We start from the raw sequence: 19451 nt of genomic DNA on the forward strand, positions 1-19451 counted from the left end.
ATTGGTAACTGTCGGAAATATATCATTTATTTTAACTGCATCTTTAGGTTGCGCGACGCCAGGTCGCAGAATTTAACAATCTTTCACGGAACAAAAATCTTAACAGGCCATTTGTCATATTTCGTTTACCAATCAAAAGCCTATCTCGATCGGCCTGGACGGACGCTCCGTATGCGCCGATTACCCGTTTTCGAAAATGCACTTTTAAATCTCGTCGCCGAGCTCTCGTCGGCTGCCGTGTCGTGAGACGTCCGCGCATGTTATTGGCCGTCCAAGCGCGAGAGATTAGCGCGATGAGATGGATCGAATGCGATGGCGGATGTCCGGCGACAGCAGCACGAACAGCCGGTGCCGACGCCATCATTCGCGGAGGCACGCGCGGTTTGGCTGCGTATTGGGCTGATGTCGTTTGGCGGTCCCGCCGGACAGATCGCTCTGATGCACAAGGTCCTCGTCGATCAGAAGCGATGGCTGGACGAGGGGACGTTCCTACTGGCGCTGAACTTCTGCACATTGCTGCCCGGTCCGGAGGCGATGCAACTCGCGACCTATGCAGGATGGCGGATGCATGGCGTGCGTGGCGGTCTGACGGCTGGGCTGCTGTTCGTTCTGCCGGGCGCCCTGCTGATCCTCGCGATCTCCATTCTCTATGGCAACTTCGGGCAGGTGCCGATCGTTGCCACCCTGTTCGAGGGGATCAAGGCGGCGGTGCTGGCGATAGTCGCCGAAGCGCTGTGGCGGATCGCACGGCGCGCGCTGACGAGCCGGACGGAATGGCTAGTCGCTACGGCATCGTTCATTGGGATCTTTCTGTTCAAGGTGCCGTTTCCGCTCATCGTGCTGGCGGCGGCGCTGGCGGGCTGGGGCCGGACACTGGTTTCCGGCGGCGGCAGTTCCGCATCAGCGACGGCGTCGAATTTGGTTGTGCCGATCGCATCCACGCTTAAGACGATCGGGCTTTGGCTGGCAGTTTGGCTCCTGCCGCTGCTGGCCGTGGCGCTGGTTTTCGGGTTCGATCATGTGCTGGCGCGGCTTGCCCTCTTTTTTTCGAAGCTGGCAGTCGTAACGTTTGGCGGGGCTTATGCCGTGCTCGCCTATATGGCTCAGGACGTCGTCGAAAAATACGGGTGGCTCAGGCCCGGCGAAATGCTGGACGGACTGGGTCTCGCCGAGACGACGCCGGGACCGCTGATCCTCGTTACCGAGTTCGTCGGCTACCTTGCGGCGGCAAGACATGGCGGCGGCCCAGCGTGGCTGTTCGGAGTGCTTGGCGCTTTTGTTACGCTGTGGGCGACGTTTGCGCCGTGCTTTCTCTATGTCTTCGCCGGTGCGCCGTATATCGAGTGGCTGAAAGCGGCGCCGAAGCTGAAAGCGGCCTTATCAATGATCACGGCGGCCGTCGTCGGCGTCATCTTCAATCTGTCGCTCTGGTTTGCGCTGCATGTGTTCTTCAGGGCGCAGGCGGAAGTGGGGTTCGGGCCGGCGCGGCTCGACGTGCCCTTACTGGCCAGCGTCGATGTCCGGGCTGTCGGATTGGCGGTTCTTGCCGCCGTGCTGCTGTTCGTTTTTCGCCTCGGAATCGTGACGACGCTCGGCGTTTCAGCCTTGGCATCGTTGCTGCTGGCTTGGGCGATGTGACGTCAGAGCCAACCCTTCTTCTTGAAATAGAGGAACGGGATCAGGCCCGAGATGAACATCAAGACGAGGGCCATCGGATACCCGAACGGGAAATCGAGCTCCGGCATGACTTTGAAATTCATGCCGTAGATCGAGGCGACGAGGGTCGGTGGCATCAGCATCACGGCCATGACCGAGAACAGCTTGATGATCTGGTTCTGCTCCGTCGAGATCATGCCAAGCGTCGCATCGAGCAGAAAGCTGGTGCGGGCCGAGAGAAAGCGCATGCTTTCCATCAGCGATAGGATGTCATGGTTGGCGGCTTCGATGCGACCGAGCACGCGCGTGTCGTCCTGGCGTTCGCGAGCGGCATTGGCGAAATAGAGCGACAGGCGGTGAAGCGACATGGCGCTTTCCTGCGCTCTCGCGGTGATGTCGCCTTCCTTGCCGACCGTCCTGAGTAAAACGTCCAGTCGCCGGTTGTGTGCGGCCTGTCCCTTTTGAGCGAAGACGAGTGGGGCGATGAGTTCGATTTCATCTTGCACGCGTTCGATCAGGTCGGCTTCGCGCTCGATCAGCATTTCGAGCAGGCCGATCATGACGCCCGCGCCAGTCACGCAATCGGCGTCACCTTTCGCGGCGCGGGTGACGTAAACCGGAAAGGCCTTCGGCTCGGCGTAGCGCACGGTGACGAGGCGGTTGCCGGACAAAATGAACGTGATGACCGACGTCATCGGCATATCCTGTGCGTTGTGATGCAGGATAATGCTCGTCATGTAGTAGGCGCCGTTCTCCGAGTAGAAGCGGTTCGACGCTTCGATCTCGCGCATTTCGGAGCGGGTCGGGATTTCGATGCCGAGAGCGTCCTCAATGCACTTGTCTTCGTTTTCGCCGGGATTAATCAGGTCGATCCACACGCTCGACGCAAGATCGCCCGGCTCTGTGCGCTTGATCAATTTGCTGCCGAGGGCGTCATAGACCGTTATCATTGATTTCAACCTTGCTGTGAAATGCGTGCGGCGTGGATGCTAGAACGCCGTCGATAGGCCTCAAGTTCGGGGCGCAGCCATTCCACGGCGTCCCAGAGCCGAACAAGCCCGCCGAACGGCCGAGCTTGTTCCAGCCGTCGGCGTTTCGGGCTTTGCTCGGCGGTCGCGAGTCCGATATGACGAATGCATCTTTAATTGGAGCGGCTTCCATGTCTCCGCGATTGATGATCGTTGCTGGTGTGGCCGGAATTCTATTTTGCGGATTGGCGACGTCGGCCGGCGCCGGAGGAATTCAGTGCAAGAACGGCTTTCAGCTGGTGCAGGGCTCTTGGCTTTCCACGCCCTACTGCCAGGACGCACTGGTTGCCCAGGTAGCCCATGAATATGGGTTTAAGGCGACAGCGGCGGAGGTTCGAAACAACCCGATGTTCAAGCAGCGTCTTTGCCGTTTCATCGGCCAGGATATCCGGATCAAAGAGACCTGCAGCGAGGTCACGCCGGTGCCGGGGCGCGGATTTTACTGACGCCGCTATCGTAGGCCGCCAGGCATAAAAAAGGTGATGATCGCTTGGTACGATCATCACCGGGATGGCGTCGAAAAAACGTCAGATCTCAGCCGAGATCTGGCGTCACTTCGCTGATGTCCTTGGCGCGGCGGACGCTGCCGTCGAACTGGGCGCCTTCGTCGATCGAGAGTGTCTGCTTGATGATGTCGCCGTCAACGCGCGAGGTGGCGTTGAGGTTCACGGACGAGCCCTTGAGGGCGCCGCTGACTTCGCCCTGCACCGTGATGGTGCGTGCCGTGATGGTGCCGGCGACGCTGCCCGTTTCACCGACGGTGACAGCTTCGCCATGAACATCGCCCTGGATGTGCCCGGCGATGAGCAGCGAGCCCTTCGTCTTGATCACGAGCTGCTGGCCCGAGATGGTGATGTCCTGTCCGAGGACCGATGTCGGCGCGTCGATGGCGTGGGTGTGTGAGTGACTGGCGGTCTGCTGGATCGGCGAGCCGAAAAGCGGCGGTGCCGGGGTCTTGGGTGCCATCGATGGGATCGATGAAGCGTGTGGCGTGAGTGTCTTGGCTGGCTCTGCGACGCGTGGTTCCGGCGTCGCTACGCGGTTGAACATCGGTCTACCCCCAAACAAAAAAGAACTGCTGTCGCCCTTCCCGCTGAGGCACAGCATCACGCTAGTTAGGGTACATTATGTCCAAGTCGGCACTGGCGCTAGGATTGTTTCGCCGCGGCGCAGAATTCGGCGGGCCGGGGCAGCAATCGTTAAGACGCTTGATCAAAAGAGAAACGGGCCATCGCGTTTGGCGAGGCCCGCTTTGGATTTCCCATAGTGAATTCGTGTCGATCAATCCCAGTAATTCACGAACGGCGCGACGACGTGCGTTCTGCCGTGGCGATCGCTGTAGACGTGTGCGAACGGTGCATCGACGACTGTCCGGCGTCCGCTTTCCACGCGCGTGAAGGGCGCATGCACAACATTACGGCCCCGGTGATAGTGACGGTGATAAATAGGGCGGCCATTCCGGTCGTACCGGTCATGGACCTTGATTAGGTTGGACGGCGCAGCGGGTGCGCCGGGCTTTGTAGCCGGGAAGGCGTTGGCTGTTACGGAGACCGCCAGCATCGAAGCCAGCGCTGCCGTGACTGCGATGAGGGGACGGGAAAATGCCGTCATGACAATACTCTTCTCGTTTCTGTTGCTACGCTTTCAAAACTGACGAAGTGAGCTTTTGGTTCGCATTTTTCCATGCGGCAATTGGCTGAACGGCTGCCTCTTTTGCTCGGCGCGATCCAATCCCTGACGCCTTAATGCGACGTACCCTGCAGAATCTGCGGGTCTGGGCTTCCGACAGCGCGGGAGTCTGCTAGATTCGTTAACAAAAAGGGGAGGTCGTCATGGTCATTCACCGAGTGGGGCTCGCCATTATCTTAACGGCGCTTCTCGGGCATGGCCCGGCGTCGGCGGCAGATGAAGCGGCGTGTCCGCGTCCGGGTACGCTTGGCGTTTCCCGCACCGTCGAGATCGATACGACCGGCGGGCCGGGCTTCGGAATGGAGCACTACAAGGCGTACGACTTCCTACAGGACAAGGAAGTCGTCCTGACATTCGACGATGGTCCGCAAAAGTACACGACCGAAGCGGTCCTCAAGGCGCTGAATGACGAATGCGTCAAGGCGACGTTCTTCTCGATCGGGAAAATGGCGCTGGGCTATCCGGAGATCATTCGCGAGGTGGCGAAGGCCGGACATACGGTCGGAACACACACGTGGAGCCACAAGGCGATTGCCAAGCTCAAGACCTTCGATGCGGGCAAGGATGAGATCGAGCGCGGCGTCAGCGCAGTGCACCGCGCGGTCGGTGGTCCCATAGCACCCTTCTTCCGGTTTCCAACGCTCGTCGATACGCAGGAGGCCGTCGCATATCTCGGCAAGCGCAACATCGCGATCTTTTCGACCGACATCGACAGCGTCGACTACAAGCCGCAAACGGCTGATCATCTCGTCAAGTCGCTGATGCAGAAGCTCGACAAGAGGGGCAAGGGCATCCTCTTGATGCATGATATTCATAAAACGACCGCGAAGGCCGTGCCGATGTTGCTCGCGCAGCTCAAGGCCAAGGGCTACAAGATCGTCCACATGACGGCGAAGTTTCCGGTGACGACGGTGGCGGAATACGATCAAGCCATCGAGAAGGAAGCGAAAGGCTTGCCGCAAGTCGGCGCCGAGAAGCCGCTTTCGAGCATCGTCAAGACAGTCGGAGGAACACCGCCGCCAAGCGAAGCGCCATCTTCATCGGAAAACGGCGAGCCAGAGGGGCTGCCGGCGCCGCCGTCACCTGAAGCCGCGTCGTCCGCTCCGGCTGCTGCGCCGCTTCCGGCTTTTCCGGCGACGCCGCCCGCTCCACAATCCGTTCCTGAAGCGGCGCCCGCTCCGGGAAAGCAATCTTCTGCGGCCCCCGTGCCTCAGGAGATCAAATCTCCGGTGGCGACTGTGTCGGAGACAGGCGACGGCGCGGCAAAGCCCGTGAGCGTTGTCGCGGCGGCCGAGACCGCGCCTGTGAAGACGGTTTCGGGGACAGCGCATATCGATGAGCCAAAGAAGGTCGACGCGCTTGAGCCCGCGCATCCGGGCGAGCCACCAAAATCGATATCCGAGAAGCTGAAAGAGACGTGGCAGTTCTGGTTCGGCGAATAGTGCCGACAAAAATGAAATGGGTGGCAGGGTCTGCCACCCATTTCATTTTGGACGCCCTGTAAGGCCCCCCCGGGCCCGCCGCAAACCAAGCTTTCTGCCCGAGCGCACAACAGCGCGACGGCAAGTTCTTGGGCGTTCACCACGGTCTGACGCTGATAATCAGAGACGTAGCGTTTCCGGCATCATGTGGGCTTGGTCCCCCAATCGACCCCCCGATCGACTGCCCACGAGAAGGACGCTATTGGACCTTGACGGGGGCTTCCACAGAAAACGAATCAGTTTTGCTCGAATCCAAAATCGTGTGGCGTATTGGATACAACAAAATGAATATTCAGTACTCAGACTATAGTCTTGTGGATAGCTGCTTTCGGAGGGAACTACGCAAAGAGAAGGGCCGCTCGTGAGAGCGGCCCCGTGAGATCATCGTCTGAAAGCGGAGTTGCAATGTCTGCCGCTTAAGGTGTCAGGCGCACTCCAGGAGAGTTCCGTGTGCAAGCCCGAGCGACCTCGACATCGACCGCCTCAAGATCCCACTCGACATCGGATCACCTCCTCTCTGTTGTTGAAAGATGAGATAAGCTGACACTGTTCGCGCGCTTTGAAAAGCCTTTGTTTATGACGCTTTGTTAAGTCTGGTTCGCATCATTTGTTGAGGCAACTCGGATAGGGCGGTTTCTCGTCCGGTTTGATTGCGCAGAGGCGGATCGGTGCGAGCTTCGCCAGCCGGTCTTTCCATTTGCTCTCGTCGATCGTTAGGTTCTCGGCATTCGCGGCCGTGCGCTCGGCCCATTGCACCGTGTAAACGGCGGACGCGGATTTGATCGCAACGACGAGGGCTGTTTCGCTGTCGTCGCCGCCGCTCGCATCGATCTTGCCGCAACTCGCGACGGCGACGAATGCGTCTTCGCCGCTGATCTCGGTCTGGCCGAGCGGCTTTACCGAGAATGTTTTCGGGCAGGCCTTCTGAAATCCGGCCGCGATCTGCGCCGCGAAGTATTGTGCGGAGAGGTCGGGATGTGTGGGTGCGGCTTTCGCGCCGGTCACAGTGATCATCTGCGACCACTTCTCGGCTGTCTCGCCTTTCAGCACGGCTTCGCGAATATAGTTGTCGGCGGTCGGCTGCTCATAAACGGTGGTGAAGTCTGCGGGCAGCGTGAACATCACGAGCTTCCCAAAGATCGGGGAAATGACGATCGGCGCGGATGGGCTGCTTGGTGGCTTGGCCGTATCGTCGGCGATAGCATATCCCGGCAAAGTGCAGATCAGGGCGAGCAGAAACATCGAACTTCGCATGCAGCACATCCTTGATGGTTTTCCGGAACGGCTAGCGTGCAGATATGACCATAGTCAGACGGCACCTGCGTCAATTCTAGGGTCGTTGCAATGTCGGGAAATTTCTCCCCAACAACGCCGTTCATGTAGAGCCGCTGACGGCGTCGTGGATGGCGCGGCAGTGGCGCACCATGTTGTCATGCGCGACGACGAATTTTTTCAGCGGTGTGTCGATGTCATAGAAATAGATGTTGGCGATAAAGCCATAGATGCCGGCATCTATCGTTGACGGTTTGGGGCCGTGAACGAAGCCCTCGGCCGGGATGAGGTTGGCCAGAACCTGTAGGTCCGCGAGGCCGCGCGCCATGGCCTGATCCGGCTCGTAGCGGCCGATCCCTTGGTAGTAATAGCGCTTGGCGTTGAATTCTTTTGCAGCGGCGAGGCCCTCTTCCGTCAGTTGCGGATGTTCGCGCAGCAACGCATCGCGGAATTGCTTCCAATAGCGCTCGTCCTTCCAGCGCGAATACGACATGACCCAATAGAGATCGTCGAGCAGGCGCGTGACGAGGAGATCGGTGTCGCGCTGGGCGGGCGTCAGCGCGTCGTCCATCGTTACGCCGTACTTGCGCGTGACGTGCGCGATGATCGCGCCGCTGTCGCCGATCGTTTCGCCATTGTCGACGATGTAGGGAAGCTGACCGCGCGGCGCGGACGAGGCGTCGAAGATGTGTTCGTGCACGAACGGTACGCCTGCCAGTTTCAGGAAGGTATAGACTTTCAGGCCGTAGCCGTTGTTGTCGGCGACGCCGAACAGCGCGGGATAAGAATAAAGCGTAAGCATGCAATCCACGGACTCATAAATTGTAACAAGGCGAATTAAGAGGTTTTCTGAAACGCGTGGGGATAAATCTCCAGGATTGCGTGAATAATCTTATCACACGTTTGATTTATCAATCGTATGGTATCTCGAATTTCTTTATCGCTTATGGATCGAACCTGCCCTTGCTTTTTCTTCATGCGATGATCGATGAGACCCAATTTCTTATTATCGTAGGTGACCCAAGTTCGATGGACTAATTCATTTCGTATCTGAAAACACGCGATGAGAGAATTTAAGCAAGAGAGTAAGTCTTGCATCTTTGGATGCTCATCGAGACTTTCTTCAAGCAGCTTGGCGGTCAGGTCGTAGCGCGTGCGAAAACTGGTTATGTTTTCGTAGATATCAAACGCTTTTCCCTGGGTGGTTCCAGTTATGGCCCAGAAGACCAAGTAAATCGCACGTTCGGCGTGTGACCATGAAACGGTTAGATTTCCTAGTAGCCGTGCTGTTTCCGGAAATTCATCTAAGCTGGAAATAGTTGAAAATTGCATGGCTTCCCCCGCGGTTGGCGTTGGGCGGGCGGCGCTGGTGTCACCGCTTCCGCCAACCGCGATCCTAGCAAATGGGCGTGTGCTGCCTATGGCTTTTCGGCGTCGATGTAGATCTGGTTCCCCATCTCTTTGAACTTCGCGCTCATCTCGATCATGCCAACCTGCTGATCGTTCAGGGTGGCGGCGTAGTCGCGGACGTCCTGCGTGATTTTCATCGAGCAGAACTTCGGGCCGCACATCGAGCAGAAGTGCGCGACCTTGTGGGCGTCCTTCGGCAGCGTTTCGTCGTGGAACGACATCGCCGTGTCGGGATCGAGCGAGAGGTTGAACTGATCCTGCCAGCGGAACTCGAAACGGGCGCGTGAAAGCGCATCGTCGCGAAGCTGTGCGGCGGGGTGGCCTTTCGCGAGATCGGCGGCGTGTGCTGCGATCTTGTAGGTGATGACGCCGACCTTCACGTCGTCGCGGTTCGGCAGACCCAGATGCTCCTTTGGCGTGACGTAGCAAAGCATCGAGGTTCCAAACCAGCCGATCATCGCGGCGCCGATGCCTGATGTGATGTGATCGTAACCCGGCGCGATGTCGGTCGTCAGCGGCCCAAGCGTATAGAACGGGGCTTCGCCGCAAGCTTTCAGCTGCTTGTCCATGTTGGCTTTGATCTTGTGCATCGGCACATGGCCGGGGCCTTCGATCATGACCTGACAGCCCTTGTCCCAGGCGATCTTGGTCAGCTCGCCGAGGGTTTCCAATTCGGCGAATTGCGCGCGGTCATTTGCATCGGCGATGGAACCGGGACGCAAGCCGTCGCCCAGAGAGAACGACACGTCATACTTGCGCATCAGATCGCAGATCTCGTCGAAGCGTTCGTAAAGGAAGCTTTCTTTGTGGTGAGCAAGGCACCACTTCGCCATGATCGAGCCGCCGCGTGAAACGATGCCCGTGACGCGATTGGCGGTTAGCGGCACGAACGGCAGCCGCACGCCGGCGTGAATGGTGAAGTAATCGACGCCTTGCTCGCACTGCTCGATCAGCGTGTCGCGATAGAGTTCCCATGTGAGCTTCACAGGATCGCCGCCGCACTTTTCGAGCGCCTGATAGATCGGCACGGTGCCGATGGGCACGGGCGAATTGCGGATGATCCATTCACGCGTGGTGTGGATGTTGCGGCCCGTCGAGAGGTCCATGACGGTGTCGGCGCCCCAGCGGATCGCCCACACCATCTTTTCGACTTCCTCTTCGACCGACGACGTGACAGCCGAGTTGCCAATGTTGGCGTTGATCTTCACGAGGAAGTTGCGGCCGATGATCATCGGTTCCAGTTCGCCGTGATTGATATTTGCCGGAATGATGGCGCGGCCGCGGGCGATTTCGGAACGCACGAACTCGGGCGTGATGTGCTCGGGGATATCGGCGCCGAAGCTTTCACCGTCGGCGAGGGCTTCCTTGGCACGCGCCAGGGCCGCCGCACGACCGAGGTTCTCGCGATGGGCGACGTAGATCATCTCTTTGGTGATGATGCCTGCGCGGGCGTATTCGAACTGGGTGAGGGGAGCGGAAGATGTGGCACAGCGCGGTTGATAGACGGTCGGAAACACGCGCGCGGCGTGGGCGCCGGTGACGTTGCCGTTGTCTTCTGGTTTGATGACGCGACCGTCGTAAGCTTCGGTGCCACCGCGCTCGGCAACCCAGGCGTCGCGAATGCGCGGCAGACCGGTCGCGACGTCGATCGTCATTGACGGATCGGTGTAAGGTCCCGAACTGTCATAAACGCGGAACGATGGCTCGTTCATATCGGTAAGTGCGATTTCGCGGAATGGCACGCGGACGTCGTCATGGCCTTCGGGCGAGGAATAAACTTTCGTCGAGGCGCTGACCGGGCCGACAGTGACTTTCGGCGTCTGGATGTCGGCGGCGCGGGTTGGCTTGTTCATGACGTTGCTCCTCTCGGCCACTCCCTTGGTAGGGGAGTGCTCCACCATGGCTGCACGCGCACGCGCAGAATTGCGTTGACCGGAAAGGTGCGGAATGCGGCTCTGCCGCGGAATGCCCCGTCCCTTCGCCGGCATGACCCGGATCAGGTTCGAAGGGTGCTCGCGCTTTCTTACGCGATCTCAGCCGGACAACCGGCGCCCCTCGGAAACGCTCCCATTCTTGCGCGGATGGGGTGCGCTTGGCAAGCTTGGGCTTATCTCTTCACGAAACAGTCAATTTTTGTACCGGGCGAGCAGCTGCCTTCGCCGGCATGACTGTGGTTTGGCTTAAGCTGCCGCGACCAGTTTGGCGAACTCGACCCAGGTTTTGATTTTTTCGATGTCGGGTGGGCGGCCTTCGCGCAGGACGCGTTTGCCTGCCGATGTGGTTGCGAATTTCAACACGCTGGCCGAGAGCGCGAGCGGATCGGCTTCGGCCACGGCTTCGGCCGTCTTGTAGCCCGCGCCGACGAGTAGTTGCGCGTGTGTGCCGCGCAGACCCGGCACGGCCATGACGAGTTTCGCCTGATCCTGCCATTCGAGCAGCGTTTCGGAATCGAAATGCGGGTCGTCGAGTTTTTCTGCGAGCTGCTCCGGATCCTGCTTCAGGAAATCTGCGACCGTGTGAATATCGATCGCCGCGAAGCGATCGGCGATTTTCGGTCCGATGGAGGGTGCCGCTTCGAGGTCGTCGCCTTCGCGCAGATACACGCGCGTTTCCGACGGACGATCAGGGGACGGCCGCGAGATTGAAATCGGCGCGACTGTCGCGGCAGGTGCCGAAGCGGGCGTGTGTGCCGCTGCGGGCGTCGCTGCTGGCGGTACTGTCGCCGCACGTTGTTGCGAGGGCGTCCAGAGCGGCTCCATGCGCGCGACGATGCTCGGCGCGGCGCGGGGCATAGGCGGCGGTGTTTTCGACAGCGGGATCGTCGGCGGCGTTTCGGAAATGTCCATTTTGGTAGCAGCCGACTTTGCGACCGCGAGTTCGAGCGGCGTGTCGTCAGGACCATTGATGCGGGCGGCGCGTGCTGTTTTGCGTTCGGCGAGCTTTGGCGCCAGAACTTCAGCATTGTGAAGGTCGCGGATCGTGCGATCGTCTTCGGACAGAGATTTGTCGACGCGGCCGGTGGTTTTCAATTCGTCGTAGATGGCAGCGACGAGCTTGCGGTCTTCCTCGTTCGAGAGCCGCTTTTCGATGAACTTCCGTGGGATCTGCGTCATGGCGAGGAAAGTTTCCGCCGTCAGCGTTACTTCCGGCGCGGACATGCCGGATTCGGCGACGGCTCTGTCGAGAACTTTGCCGAAGCTCGTCGAGGCATAGATCAGCAGTTCGGCGACGATGGTTTTGGCAATGTCGTCAAGGCCTTCCTCGGGACGAGAAGCGCCTTTGTGAATATCGTAATGGGCGATGAGCTTCTCGTAATAGCGGTGCGAGAATTCGGCGCCGTCGCAGACGAATTTTGCCAGCCATTTCTGGCCAGAGGGAACCGCGATGCTCAAGCGTCCGAAGCGCTTTTCGCCAAGCGCGCGGAGCGTATTGTAGGAGCGGTTGATGCTCCACTCGGTGGCGCGGTGGATGGCGTTCTCGGCTTCCGTCTGGCCGGTGTGGAACGGCATCACCGGATCGGTGAAGTAGTGGCTCAGTACGCCCGCGGCGTAGACGGCTTCCGGCCAATTACCGGCTTTGAGTTCGAAGACGGTGCGGTTGTACCACTCCTGCGTCTTCTCCGGCGCGCCGCCCCAGTAGTTCTCGGATACGTGCAGGACGTGGTTCTTGAAATCCTTGAAGGTGACGTCAGGGGCTTTCGAGCCTTCGAGATAGCGCTCGACGTGTTTCAGGAACAGGCGGGTCCAATCGGCGCTGTCCGGGCGCGTCATCGCTTCCAGCGCATCGAGCGCCAGCTTGTGATGCGTGCCGTTGGCATGCGTAGCATACACAATTCGAAAGAGCGGCGACATGTGAGGCCCCAGTGCTCGCAGTGAAGTCTCGCGACGAAAGTGCAAGATGCTTACGCGAGTCGGGGCTGTCGCTCGATCCGTGCGGCAGGGACGCCGCAGGTCATCAACGGTTTTCGCGCTTGGAGCGTGCCTGTTTTTCAGCCGCAAGGTCGATGATGTCGGCTCCCGCATTGCGGTCGCGGGCGATACGGCGGGCAAGATCGGCGCGGCGGGCGATCTGTACGACGTTCATTCCGTGCGGGGGCGCGCGTTCGGACAGGACGCGGGCGATCATGTCCGGCGTCAGGCCACAGGCGGCGCCAAGGGCCATGGCTTCCTCGCGGGCGACGGCATGGGCGGCCTCGATGTAGCCCATAAGGGCCGCGGCGGCGTGGGCACTTCCGAGCGGGCCTGTACGCTCGACGGTGCCGAACAGCGAGACGATGCTGGCTGCCATCTCGGTCGCGGTTTCGGCGCCGCCGAGGAGAACTTTGGCGCGGCCTTCGGCAGCAGCGGCGCCGCCGCCGATCAGCGCCGCGTCCGTCAGCGAAACGCCACGCGGCTCGAGAAGTTCGAGCAGCGCATCGAGTTCCCGCGGCGTGCGGGCACCGAGATCGACGATGACAGCGCCCGACAGCGGAGCAAAATCGAGATCGGACGCGTCGCGGCTGGTCAGGAGGCCGCGGAACGCTTCGGTGTCCTCGATGGCGATGAGGATGACCGGACAGTTCGCCATGCTGTTCGAGGTTGGTGAGACCGGCTCCAGATGCTCGCCGTAGATGGCGGGTGAGGCCCCAGGCAACGCTGCGTAGAGCGTTGGAATGCGGCATGCAGCGAGGCGTTCGGCAATTGCCGTTGCGAATTCGTCGTTGCCTATGACGCCGATTGGCCGGGTATTCGAAGCGCTGCCCATGGGGTTATGTGCCCTCTCATTATCGTCCCTCACGCCACCACGCCAAGGCGATGAGAGCGAGTAGCAGCGAAAGCGCCGCAAATCCCGTAAACATCGGCGTCAGCTTGACGCCGCGGGTCAGAAACGCTTGCCGGTCTTTCAGACCGAGCCAGTCTGAGCCCGCCATCACCTTGGCCGCTGACATCATAGAGATACGCGGCACGTCGATATCGGTTGCAGTCGCGAGGAGACCTGACGGCTTCGTCCAGAAGATGCCGCCGCCCGTCGCGTCGGCGATGGGCTTCATTTTCTGGTCTGTCGCAGTGACTTCGCTCATTTCGCGAGGGTCTTCGACGCCAGCATTGGCAACGGCAGTCAGCTGGCCGTTGGGGCCATCGGTTTCGACTTTGTAGAGGCCCGGCATTTTGACATCGATGGTCGAGCGCCACACGCCAGGCTCGACGGGCACAGGCTGAAGCGTGACTGTAGACGTGTCGCCGCCGGGACCCAGCACCTTCACAGGTGGAATTTTGTCTTCCATCGAGCGGCGCTCGATCGTGAGCTTCAGACCTTTGGCGGACGCGATGACGCGTTCTTCCTCAAGGTCCGGCTCTTTCATCAGCCAATGCGACAGGCGGCGAAGCAGGTCGGTGTGCGGGCCGCCGCCGTCGTAGCCGCGCGCCCAGAGCCAGGAGTGGTCGGACGTCAACAGCGCAACGCGGCCTTTGCCCTTGCGGTCGAGGATCAGAAGTGGCTTGTCCTCGGCGCCGCTCATCAGCACGCGACCGCGCAGCGGCGTCACCTCGGCCTGACGGAACCACTTGCCCCATGACGGCTGCGGAGAATTGTCGGCGACCTGCGCGCCATTCCAGCCGGGGAGATCGCGTGTGACAGGATGCTTCTGTCCTTCCGCCGTCACCTTGGCTTTGAACGGCATTTCGAGGACGCGGCCGGTCGGCGCGGCGGGAAGCACCGGGGCGAGCGGCGTATTATAGATACTGTACGGGCTGGCATAATCGTCACCCGCGGCAACCAGCAGCGCGCCGCCGTGCTCGTTCACGTAGCGGGCGATGTTGTCGTAGTAGAGAAGCTGCAGAATTCCGCGGTGCTCGTACCGATCGAAGATGATCAGGTCGAACTCATTGATCTTTTCCGAGAACAGCTCGCGCGTCGGGAATGCGATGAGCGAGAGCTGATTGATCGGCGTGCCGTCCTGCTTCTCGGGCGGGCGCAAAATCGTGAAGTGGACGAGATCGACGGCGGCGTCGGATTTCAGCAAGTTGCGCCATGTGCGTTCGCCTGGGTGCGGCTCGCCCGAGACGAGCAGCACGCGTAGGTTTTCGCGCACGCCTTCTGCTGCAACGACGGCGCGGTTGTTTGCAGTCGTCAACTCGCCGTCGACAGGCTGCAACTCGATTTCGACGATGTTCGTCCCGGTGTGCGGGATCGGCATGTCGATTTTGACGTTACGATTGACTTCAGTGCGGATCGTTTCGTCGGGTTGGCCTTCGCGGCGAACTTTCAGCGTCGCAGCGCCAGAGTTCGCGGATGGGGCGGTACCGGTCTGGCGGACGGCAACTTCGATTTCGCGCGACTGGCCAACGAGACCGTAACGCGGAGCTTCGATCACCTCGATGCGGCGGTCGAATTCATCGCGCTTGCCGGTCAGCAGCGTGTGAACGGGGGCGTCAAAGCCGAGCGATGCGGCGGACTTCGGCACGTCGTGAACTTCGCCGTCGGTTACGAAGATGACGCCCGCGATGCGGTCCGGCGCAGTGTCGTTCAGCGCTGCATTCAGGTCCGTGAAGAGGTTCGTTCCCGGCGGCGCTGAATCGGACGGCACACCGCCCGTCACCCATTTGATGTCGAGGTTCGGGATCTTGGCGAACTTGGCTTCAAGATTGGCGCGGATCTCGTCCATCTGCTTGGTGCGGTCGGCGAGCTTTTGGCTCGGGCTTTCGTCGAGGACGACGATCGCGACGTTGGCTAGGCTTTCGCGCTGCTCTTCCTTCAGGATCGGATTGAACAGCGCCGCGATCAACGCTGCCAGCGCACCGGCGCGCAGAAAAGCGCCACGCGAACGGCGGAACAGAAGAATGAGGATCAGCGCGGCCGCCAATACCGACAGGCCGATCAGGATCGGCATCGGAATCAGGGGCGCGAAGGTAATCGACCAGTTCAAAACCTAATGCCTCTACTGACCGAGCCGCTCAAGCAGCGCGGGAACGTGGACCTGATCGGCTTTGTAGTTGCCGGTCAACGCGTGCATGACGATGTTGACGCCGCCGCGGAACGCCATCTCGCGCTGCATCTCGCCGCCGGGCACGACCGGATAAAGCGGGCGTCCGCGGTCATCGAGCGCCCAGGCAGCAGCGAGATCATTCGACGTGATCATGATCGAGGTCACGCCGTCCGAAACGCGAGCCTTGTGGGATTCGTTTTCGTCTTTCGGTGTCGCTTCGACCCAAAGCTGGCCGCCGTCCCAGCGGCCGGGGAAGGAGCGCAGCAGATAGAACGATTTCGTCACGACGTGATTTTCGGGAACCGGTTCGAGCGGCGGCACGTCGAGCTTGCTCAACAGCCGCTGGATGGCGGTGCCGCCCTGGCCTGCCATCGGCAGCATGTCAGCGCCGCCGTCGCCATAGTCGCGCGTGTCGAAGATGATGAGACCACCTTCTTTCATATACGCGTCGATCTTGGCGATGATTGCGTCGGGCAACGCCTTTGCCGTCTTCAGCACCGGCCAATAGAGCACAGGATAGAACGCGATCTCGTCTTTCGTGATGTCGACGGCTGCGGGTTCGCCGGGCTCGACAGCCGTGCGGGTTTGCAGCACGCGGCCGAGGCCTTTCAAGCCCGCGCGGCTTGTGTCGTCGGTTTCTCGATCGCCGCTCAACACGTAGGCGAGCGTGACCTTACTCGTCGCGTCGATGGCGGCATTATCGGCGGGCGATGCGGGCGGGCGCACAATCACCGGGCCTTGCTGCTGCGACGGGCTTACCGGACTGAAGCCGTCGAACTGAGGAATGGCGTCGCGAAACTCGGACGGAAACTCCTGCGCCTTCGCATCGGTGCCGAGGGCGATGATGCCCGCGCCTAAAGCAAGAAGACCGAGCACGATCGTGGAAGCCGTTGCGGCGCGGCGCCGCGATCCGGGGCGGCGGGAAAAGAGACCGGCGATGCCGCCTGCCTGGAGGATCATGACGGCGATGATGTCGAGGAACAGCAGGCCGAGCGCCAGTGCTAACAGCGCAGGCTTCAGCGAGGTGCTGGCAGCGTTGTCATACGTCAACCTCTCGATGCTCGCGGGCAGTTCCGGGAACGGCGCAAGCGTGCTCTTCACGGTCAACACGTTGACGGCGCGGGGCGCCGCGGCCTGGCCGTAGTAGCCCGGCGGATGCTCGAAGTTCGGCCGGATTGCACCGATCTCGGCAGCCTTCAGAGGTTCGGCGGTCGGCGGTGGCGAGACGAGCGTTCCGACGCCGCTCAGCGTCTTCAGAGGTGCAAGCACGCTCGCTGACACGGTATTGGCTTTCGTTGCGGTATCGGCTGCGGCCGTATCCGACTGCGGTTCCGCCGATGCTGCAGCGCCGACCGTTCCCATGGTCGAGAGGCGGCGAAGCATTTCGACGAATAGCCCGGACATCGGCAGGTTCGACCAGTCGGAATTGGCGGTGACGTGGAAGAGGACGAGGCGGCCGTTGCCGCGTTTTGCGGAGGTGACAAGGGGCGTACCATCTTGCAGACGCGCCCAGATCTCGACGTCGGGCGTCAGTTCGGCCGGGTCGGCCAGTACCTGGCGCGTAACGGTGACATCCTTCGGCACGGTCAGACCGGCGAACGGACTGGTCTCGTCGAACGGTGCAAGTGCCTGAGGTGACGACCACGAGAGCGCGCCACCGAGCGAGCGGCCACCGCTGCGCAGTACGACGGGCAGCAGATCGTCGCCGGCCTTTTCGAGGCGCGGTCCCGCGAAGCGCACCAGCAGGCCGCCATGTTTGACGAACTCGTCGACCTTTTCTTCGGCTTCGCCGCTGATGGTGCCGATGTCGGCGAGAACCAGAACGGAGATGTTCTGCTTCAGGACGGCGTCGAGGCCTTCCACGAGGTTGGCGTTTTTGGCGGCGACAACGTCTGCGTAAGGCTTCAGCGCTTTCTCGATGTAGTAGAGGGGTGCGAGCAGTGGTTGAGCTTCCTCGCGGCTCTCGCCTGAGAGAAGACCCACGCGATGCCATTGTGTCATGGCGTCGATCAGGCTAACGGCGCCTGCCGAGCGTTCGCCTGCGATTTCGATGCGAGCGACTTGGTTGCGCAGTTCGAGCGGCATTTCGAATTTAGCTTTCGCGGATGTTGCGCCGGGGCCGAGCTTGAAGGGCGCTTCACCGAGACGTTCGCCGCGAGCTGAAAAGGCATTGACCACACCTTCGCGCGCCGGGCCACCGGTCGAGAGCACCGTTGCTTCGAGCTTCCCGCGCTCGGCGAGATCGGCGACGAGACCCAAGGCTTCGCGACCTTTGGTTTCGTCGATGACGGAAAGCGTACCGCCACCCGCTAGATTTTGCAGTTTCGTTGCGACGTCGCTGACTTTGCCTCTGTGATCGATGCCGTCTTCGATCCAGACGATCGAGGAATTTTTAACGGCGGCGTCCGACAACGCAGTTTGCAGGGCGGCGACGGCGGCTTCGCGATCAGGCTCGAACGGTTGCGGTTCGATTGCCGCTGCCGTGCTGCGCGCTTCGCCGGGCGGCTCGATCTTGATGGCGGGCAGCTTTGTGGCGGCGGCGGTCGGCACCAGCATGACGGGACGGCCGCTGCTTTCCGCTTCGCTGATGAGGCGTTGCATGATGTTGGCGCGCTCAGGCCAGCGCGATGCTGCCGCCCAGCCGTTATCGACGAAAATGACAACAGGGCCGGTGCCGGTCAGGCCCTTGTCCTTCGAGGAATTGAGCATCGGGTCGGCGAGCGCGAGAATGACGAGCGTCGCCGCGATGAGGCGCAGGAGCGTCAGCCACCACGGCGTCTTCTCGGCCGTCTTTTCTTCGTTCTCGATGCCGACGAGAATGCGGGTCGGCGGAAATTCGATCTGCGTCGGGCGCGGCGGCACGGCGCGCAGCAGCCAATAGATCAGCGGCAGCGTGACGAGCGCCGCAAGCAGCCAGGGATTGAGGAAGGCGAGCGGGCCGAAGCTCATCGGGCGCGCTCCTTATCGTCGGAGCTGACGGCATCAGAGCTGGACGACATCCAACGATAGCCCTGGGCTGAACCGTTGAGACGCATCAAGAGCGACAGCAGCGGCTCGGAGGCCGGGCGGTCGGTGTGGTGGGTCAGCAGCGACCAGCCGAAGCGTTTCGCCATCTCGGCGACCTCGGCGCGATGGGCTGCGAAGCGTTCCTGATATTTCGGACGGAGCGATTCAACGCGGTCGGCAACCCAACGCTGACTGCCGGACGGCGTCAGGAATTCGGTGCGGCCGTGATAGGGTAGCGTCTCTTCCGCCGGGTCGATGACCTGCACGAGATGACCGCCGACGCCATTGCCCGCATAGCCTTCGAGGCGTTCGCGAATGGCGTGAACGGGCGCGAGAAAATCGCTGAACAGGATGAGGCCGGAAAAGCGGTTGAGGCCGGCGTTCGGCGGCAAGCTTTTCTGGATCGTTTCGGAATTGGCGTTGGCCGCAATCGTTTCGGCAATGCGCGTCGCGGCGTTGCGGCTGGCAGTCGGCAGCATCTGCGCGAGCAATGCAACGCGCTCACCGCCGCGAACAAGCATCTCGGCGGCGGCGAGTGTCAGCACCAGCGCGCGGTCGCGTTTGGTGACTGGCGCGAGATGGCTCTTGAAGTCCATCGACGGCGAGATGTCGGGCCAGAGATAGAGCGTGTGCGCGGCTTCCCACTCGCGTTCGCGAACGAAGAGATGATCAGAGCTTGCCGAGCGGCGCCAATCGACGAGGCTCGCATTCTCGCCCGACTGATATTGGCGGAACTGCCAAAACGTTTCGCCGGGTCCGGCGCGGCGGCGTCCGTGAATGCCCTGCGCGACGGTCGAGGCGATGCGCGCGGCTTCCATCAGCAGTTCCGGCATCCGGTCGACGAGCGTAACGGCTTCGCGCTCAAGCGTGAGGACGCGCCGCCGCTCGGAGCTTTCGCTTTGGCCTGACGTTCCTGTCCGCCCGATTGGGCTCGCCATCCCGCAC

General features: G+C 61.1%; 15 protein-coding genes and 1 riboswitch. Of the genes, 3 read left to right on the plus strand and 12 right to left on the minus strand.

From position 1 onward, the window contains the following. Positions 1–312 precede the first annotated feature (312 nt). Complete coding sequence (gene chrA, locus HYP802_RS0108170; RefSeq protein WP_013946689.1) at positions 313–1638, plus strand: chromate efflux transporter; 1326 nt, start codon at positions 313–315, stop codon at positions 1636–1638. Between the two features lie 2 nt (positions 1639–1640). Here the strand turns inward: chrA and HYP802_RS0108175 are convergent, their stop codons facing one another. After that, the gene (locus tag HYP802_RS0108175) at positions 1641–2606 is read right to left on the minus strand and encodes a magnesium transporter CorA family protein (protein WP_013946690.1); all 966 of its coding nucleotides are present in this window, start codon (positions 2604–2606) and stop codon (positions 1641–1643) included. A 209-nt stretch (positions 2607–2815) separates the two neighbouring features. On the opposite strand from HYP802_RS0108175, the gene HYP802_RS0108180 reads away from it, so the two are divergent. Continuing rightward, complete coding sequence (locus tag HYP802_RS0108180) at positions 2816–3130, plus strand: hypothetical protein (RefSeq protein WP_013946692.1); 315 nt, start codon at positions 2816–2818, stop codon at positions 3128–3130. Positions 3131–3218: 88 nt separating this feature from the next. Here HYP802_RS0108180 and HYP802_RS0108185 read toward each other — a convergent pair whose 3' ends face one another. Both HYP802_RS0108185 and HYP802_RS0108190 read right to left on the minus strand, forming a co-directional pair. Next, positions 3219–3734 carry a polymer-forming cytoskeletal protein gene (locus HYP802_RS0108185; protein ID WP_013946693.1) on the minus strand — a complete coding sequence of 172 codons (516 nt, stop codon included), beginning with the start codon at positions 3732–3734 and terminating at the stop codon, positions 3219–3221. A 231-nt stretch (positions 3735–3965) separates the two neighbouring features. After that, the gene (locus HYP802_RS0108190; protein ID WP_013946695.1) at positions 3966–4295 is read right to left on the minus strand and encodes a hypothetical protein; all 330 of its coding nucleotides are present in this window, start codon (positions 4293–4295) and stop codon (positions 3966–3968) included. A gap of 221 nt (positions 4296–4516) precedes the next feature. On the opposite strand from HYP802_RS0108190, the gene HYP802_RS0108195 reads away from it, so the two are divergent. Continuing rightward, positions 4517–5815: a polysaccharide deacetylase family protein gene (locus HYP802_RS0108195; RefSeq protein ID WP_013946696.1), complete on the plus strand. Its 1299-nt coding sequence runs from the start codon at positions 4517–4519 to the stop codon at positions 5813–5815. Between the two features lie 642 nt (positions 5816–6457). Here the strand turns inward: HYP802_RS0108195 and HYP802_RS0108200 are convergent. The 9 genes from HYP802_RS0108200 to HYP802_RS0108240 all read right to left on the minus strand — a co-directional run bounded on the left by HYP802_RS0108200 (position 6458) and on the right by HYP802_RS0108240 (position 19444). After that, on the minus strand, positions 6458–7108 hold the full coding sequence (locus HYP802_RS0108200) for a hypothetical protein (RefSeq protein WP_013946697.1): 651 nt from the start codon (positions 7106–7108) through the stop codon (positions 6458–6460). 121 nt (positions 7109–7229) lie between these two features. Then, entirely contained in the window at positions 7230–7928 is a 699-nt protein-coding gene (locus HYP802_RS0108205) for a glutathione S-transferase family protein (RefSeq protein WP_024275525.1), read from the minus strand. A 35-nt stretch (positions 7929–7963) separates the two neighbouring features. Beyond that, positions 7964–8458 carry a hypothetical protein gene (locus tag HYP802_RS0108210; protein WP_155831189.1) on the minus strand — a complete coding sequence of 165 codons (495 nt, stop codon included), beginning with the start codon at positions 8456–8458 and terminating at the stop codon, positions 7964–7966. An 86-nt stretch (positions 8459–8544) separates the two neighbouring features. Continuing rightward, entirely contained in the window at positions 8545–10389 is a 1845-nt protein-coding gene (gene thiC / locus HYP802_RS0108215; protein ID WP_024275527.1) for a phosphomethylpyrimidine synthase ThiC, read from the minus strand. 103 nt (positions 10390–10492) lie between these two features. Further along, a riboswitch (TPP riboswitch) is annotated at positions 10493–10602 on the minus strand. A 114-nt stretch (positions 10603–10716) separates the two neighbouring features. Further along, the gene (locus tag HYP802_RS0108220; RefSeq protein WP_013946702.1) at positions 10717–12387 is read right to left on the minus strand and encodes a DUF4332 domain-containing protein; all 1671 of its coding nucleotides are present in this window, start codon (positions 12385–12387) and stop codon (positions 10717–10719) included. Positions 12388–12490: 103 nt separating this feature from the next. After that, positions 12491–13279, minus strand: coding sequence for an NAD(P)-binding domain-containing protein (locus tag HYP802_RS0108225; protein WP_024275528.1), 789 nt, complete (start codon positions 13277–13279; stop codon positions 12491–12493). A gap of 19 nt (positions 13280–13298) precedes the next feature. Beyond that, on the minus strand, positions 13299–15440 hold the full coding sequence (locus HYP802_RS0108230; RefSeq protein WP_013946704.1) for a membrane protein: 2142 nt from the start codon (positions 15438–15440) through the stop codon (positions 13299–13301). A 12-nt stretch (positions 15441–15452) separates the two neighbouring features. Further along, positions 15453–18449 (minus strand): DUF4159 domain-containing protein, encoded by a 2997-nt coding sequence (locus HYP802_RS0108235; RefSeq protein WP_024275529.1) that lies wholly within the window; start codon positions 18447–18449, stop codon positions 15453–15455. Beyond that, on the minus strand, positions 18446–19444 hold the full coding sequence (locus HYP802_RS0108240; RefSeq protein WP_024275530.1) for a DUF58 domain-containing protein: 999 nt from the start codon (positions 19442–19444) through the stop codon (positions 18446–18448). The genes HYP802_RS0108235 and HYP802_RS0108240 overlap by 4 nt, the downstream gene beginning before the upstream one ends. Positions 19445–19451 lie beyond the last annotated feature (7 nt).

The sequence above is a fragment of the Hyphomicrobium sp. 802 genome (genome assembly GCF_000526135.1).
In the GTDB taxonomy this organism is placed as follows: Bacteria; Pseudomonadota; Alphaproteobacteria; order Rhizobiales; family Hyphomicrobiaceae; genus Hyphomicrobium_B.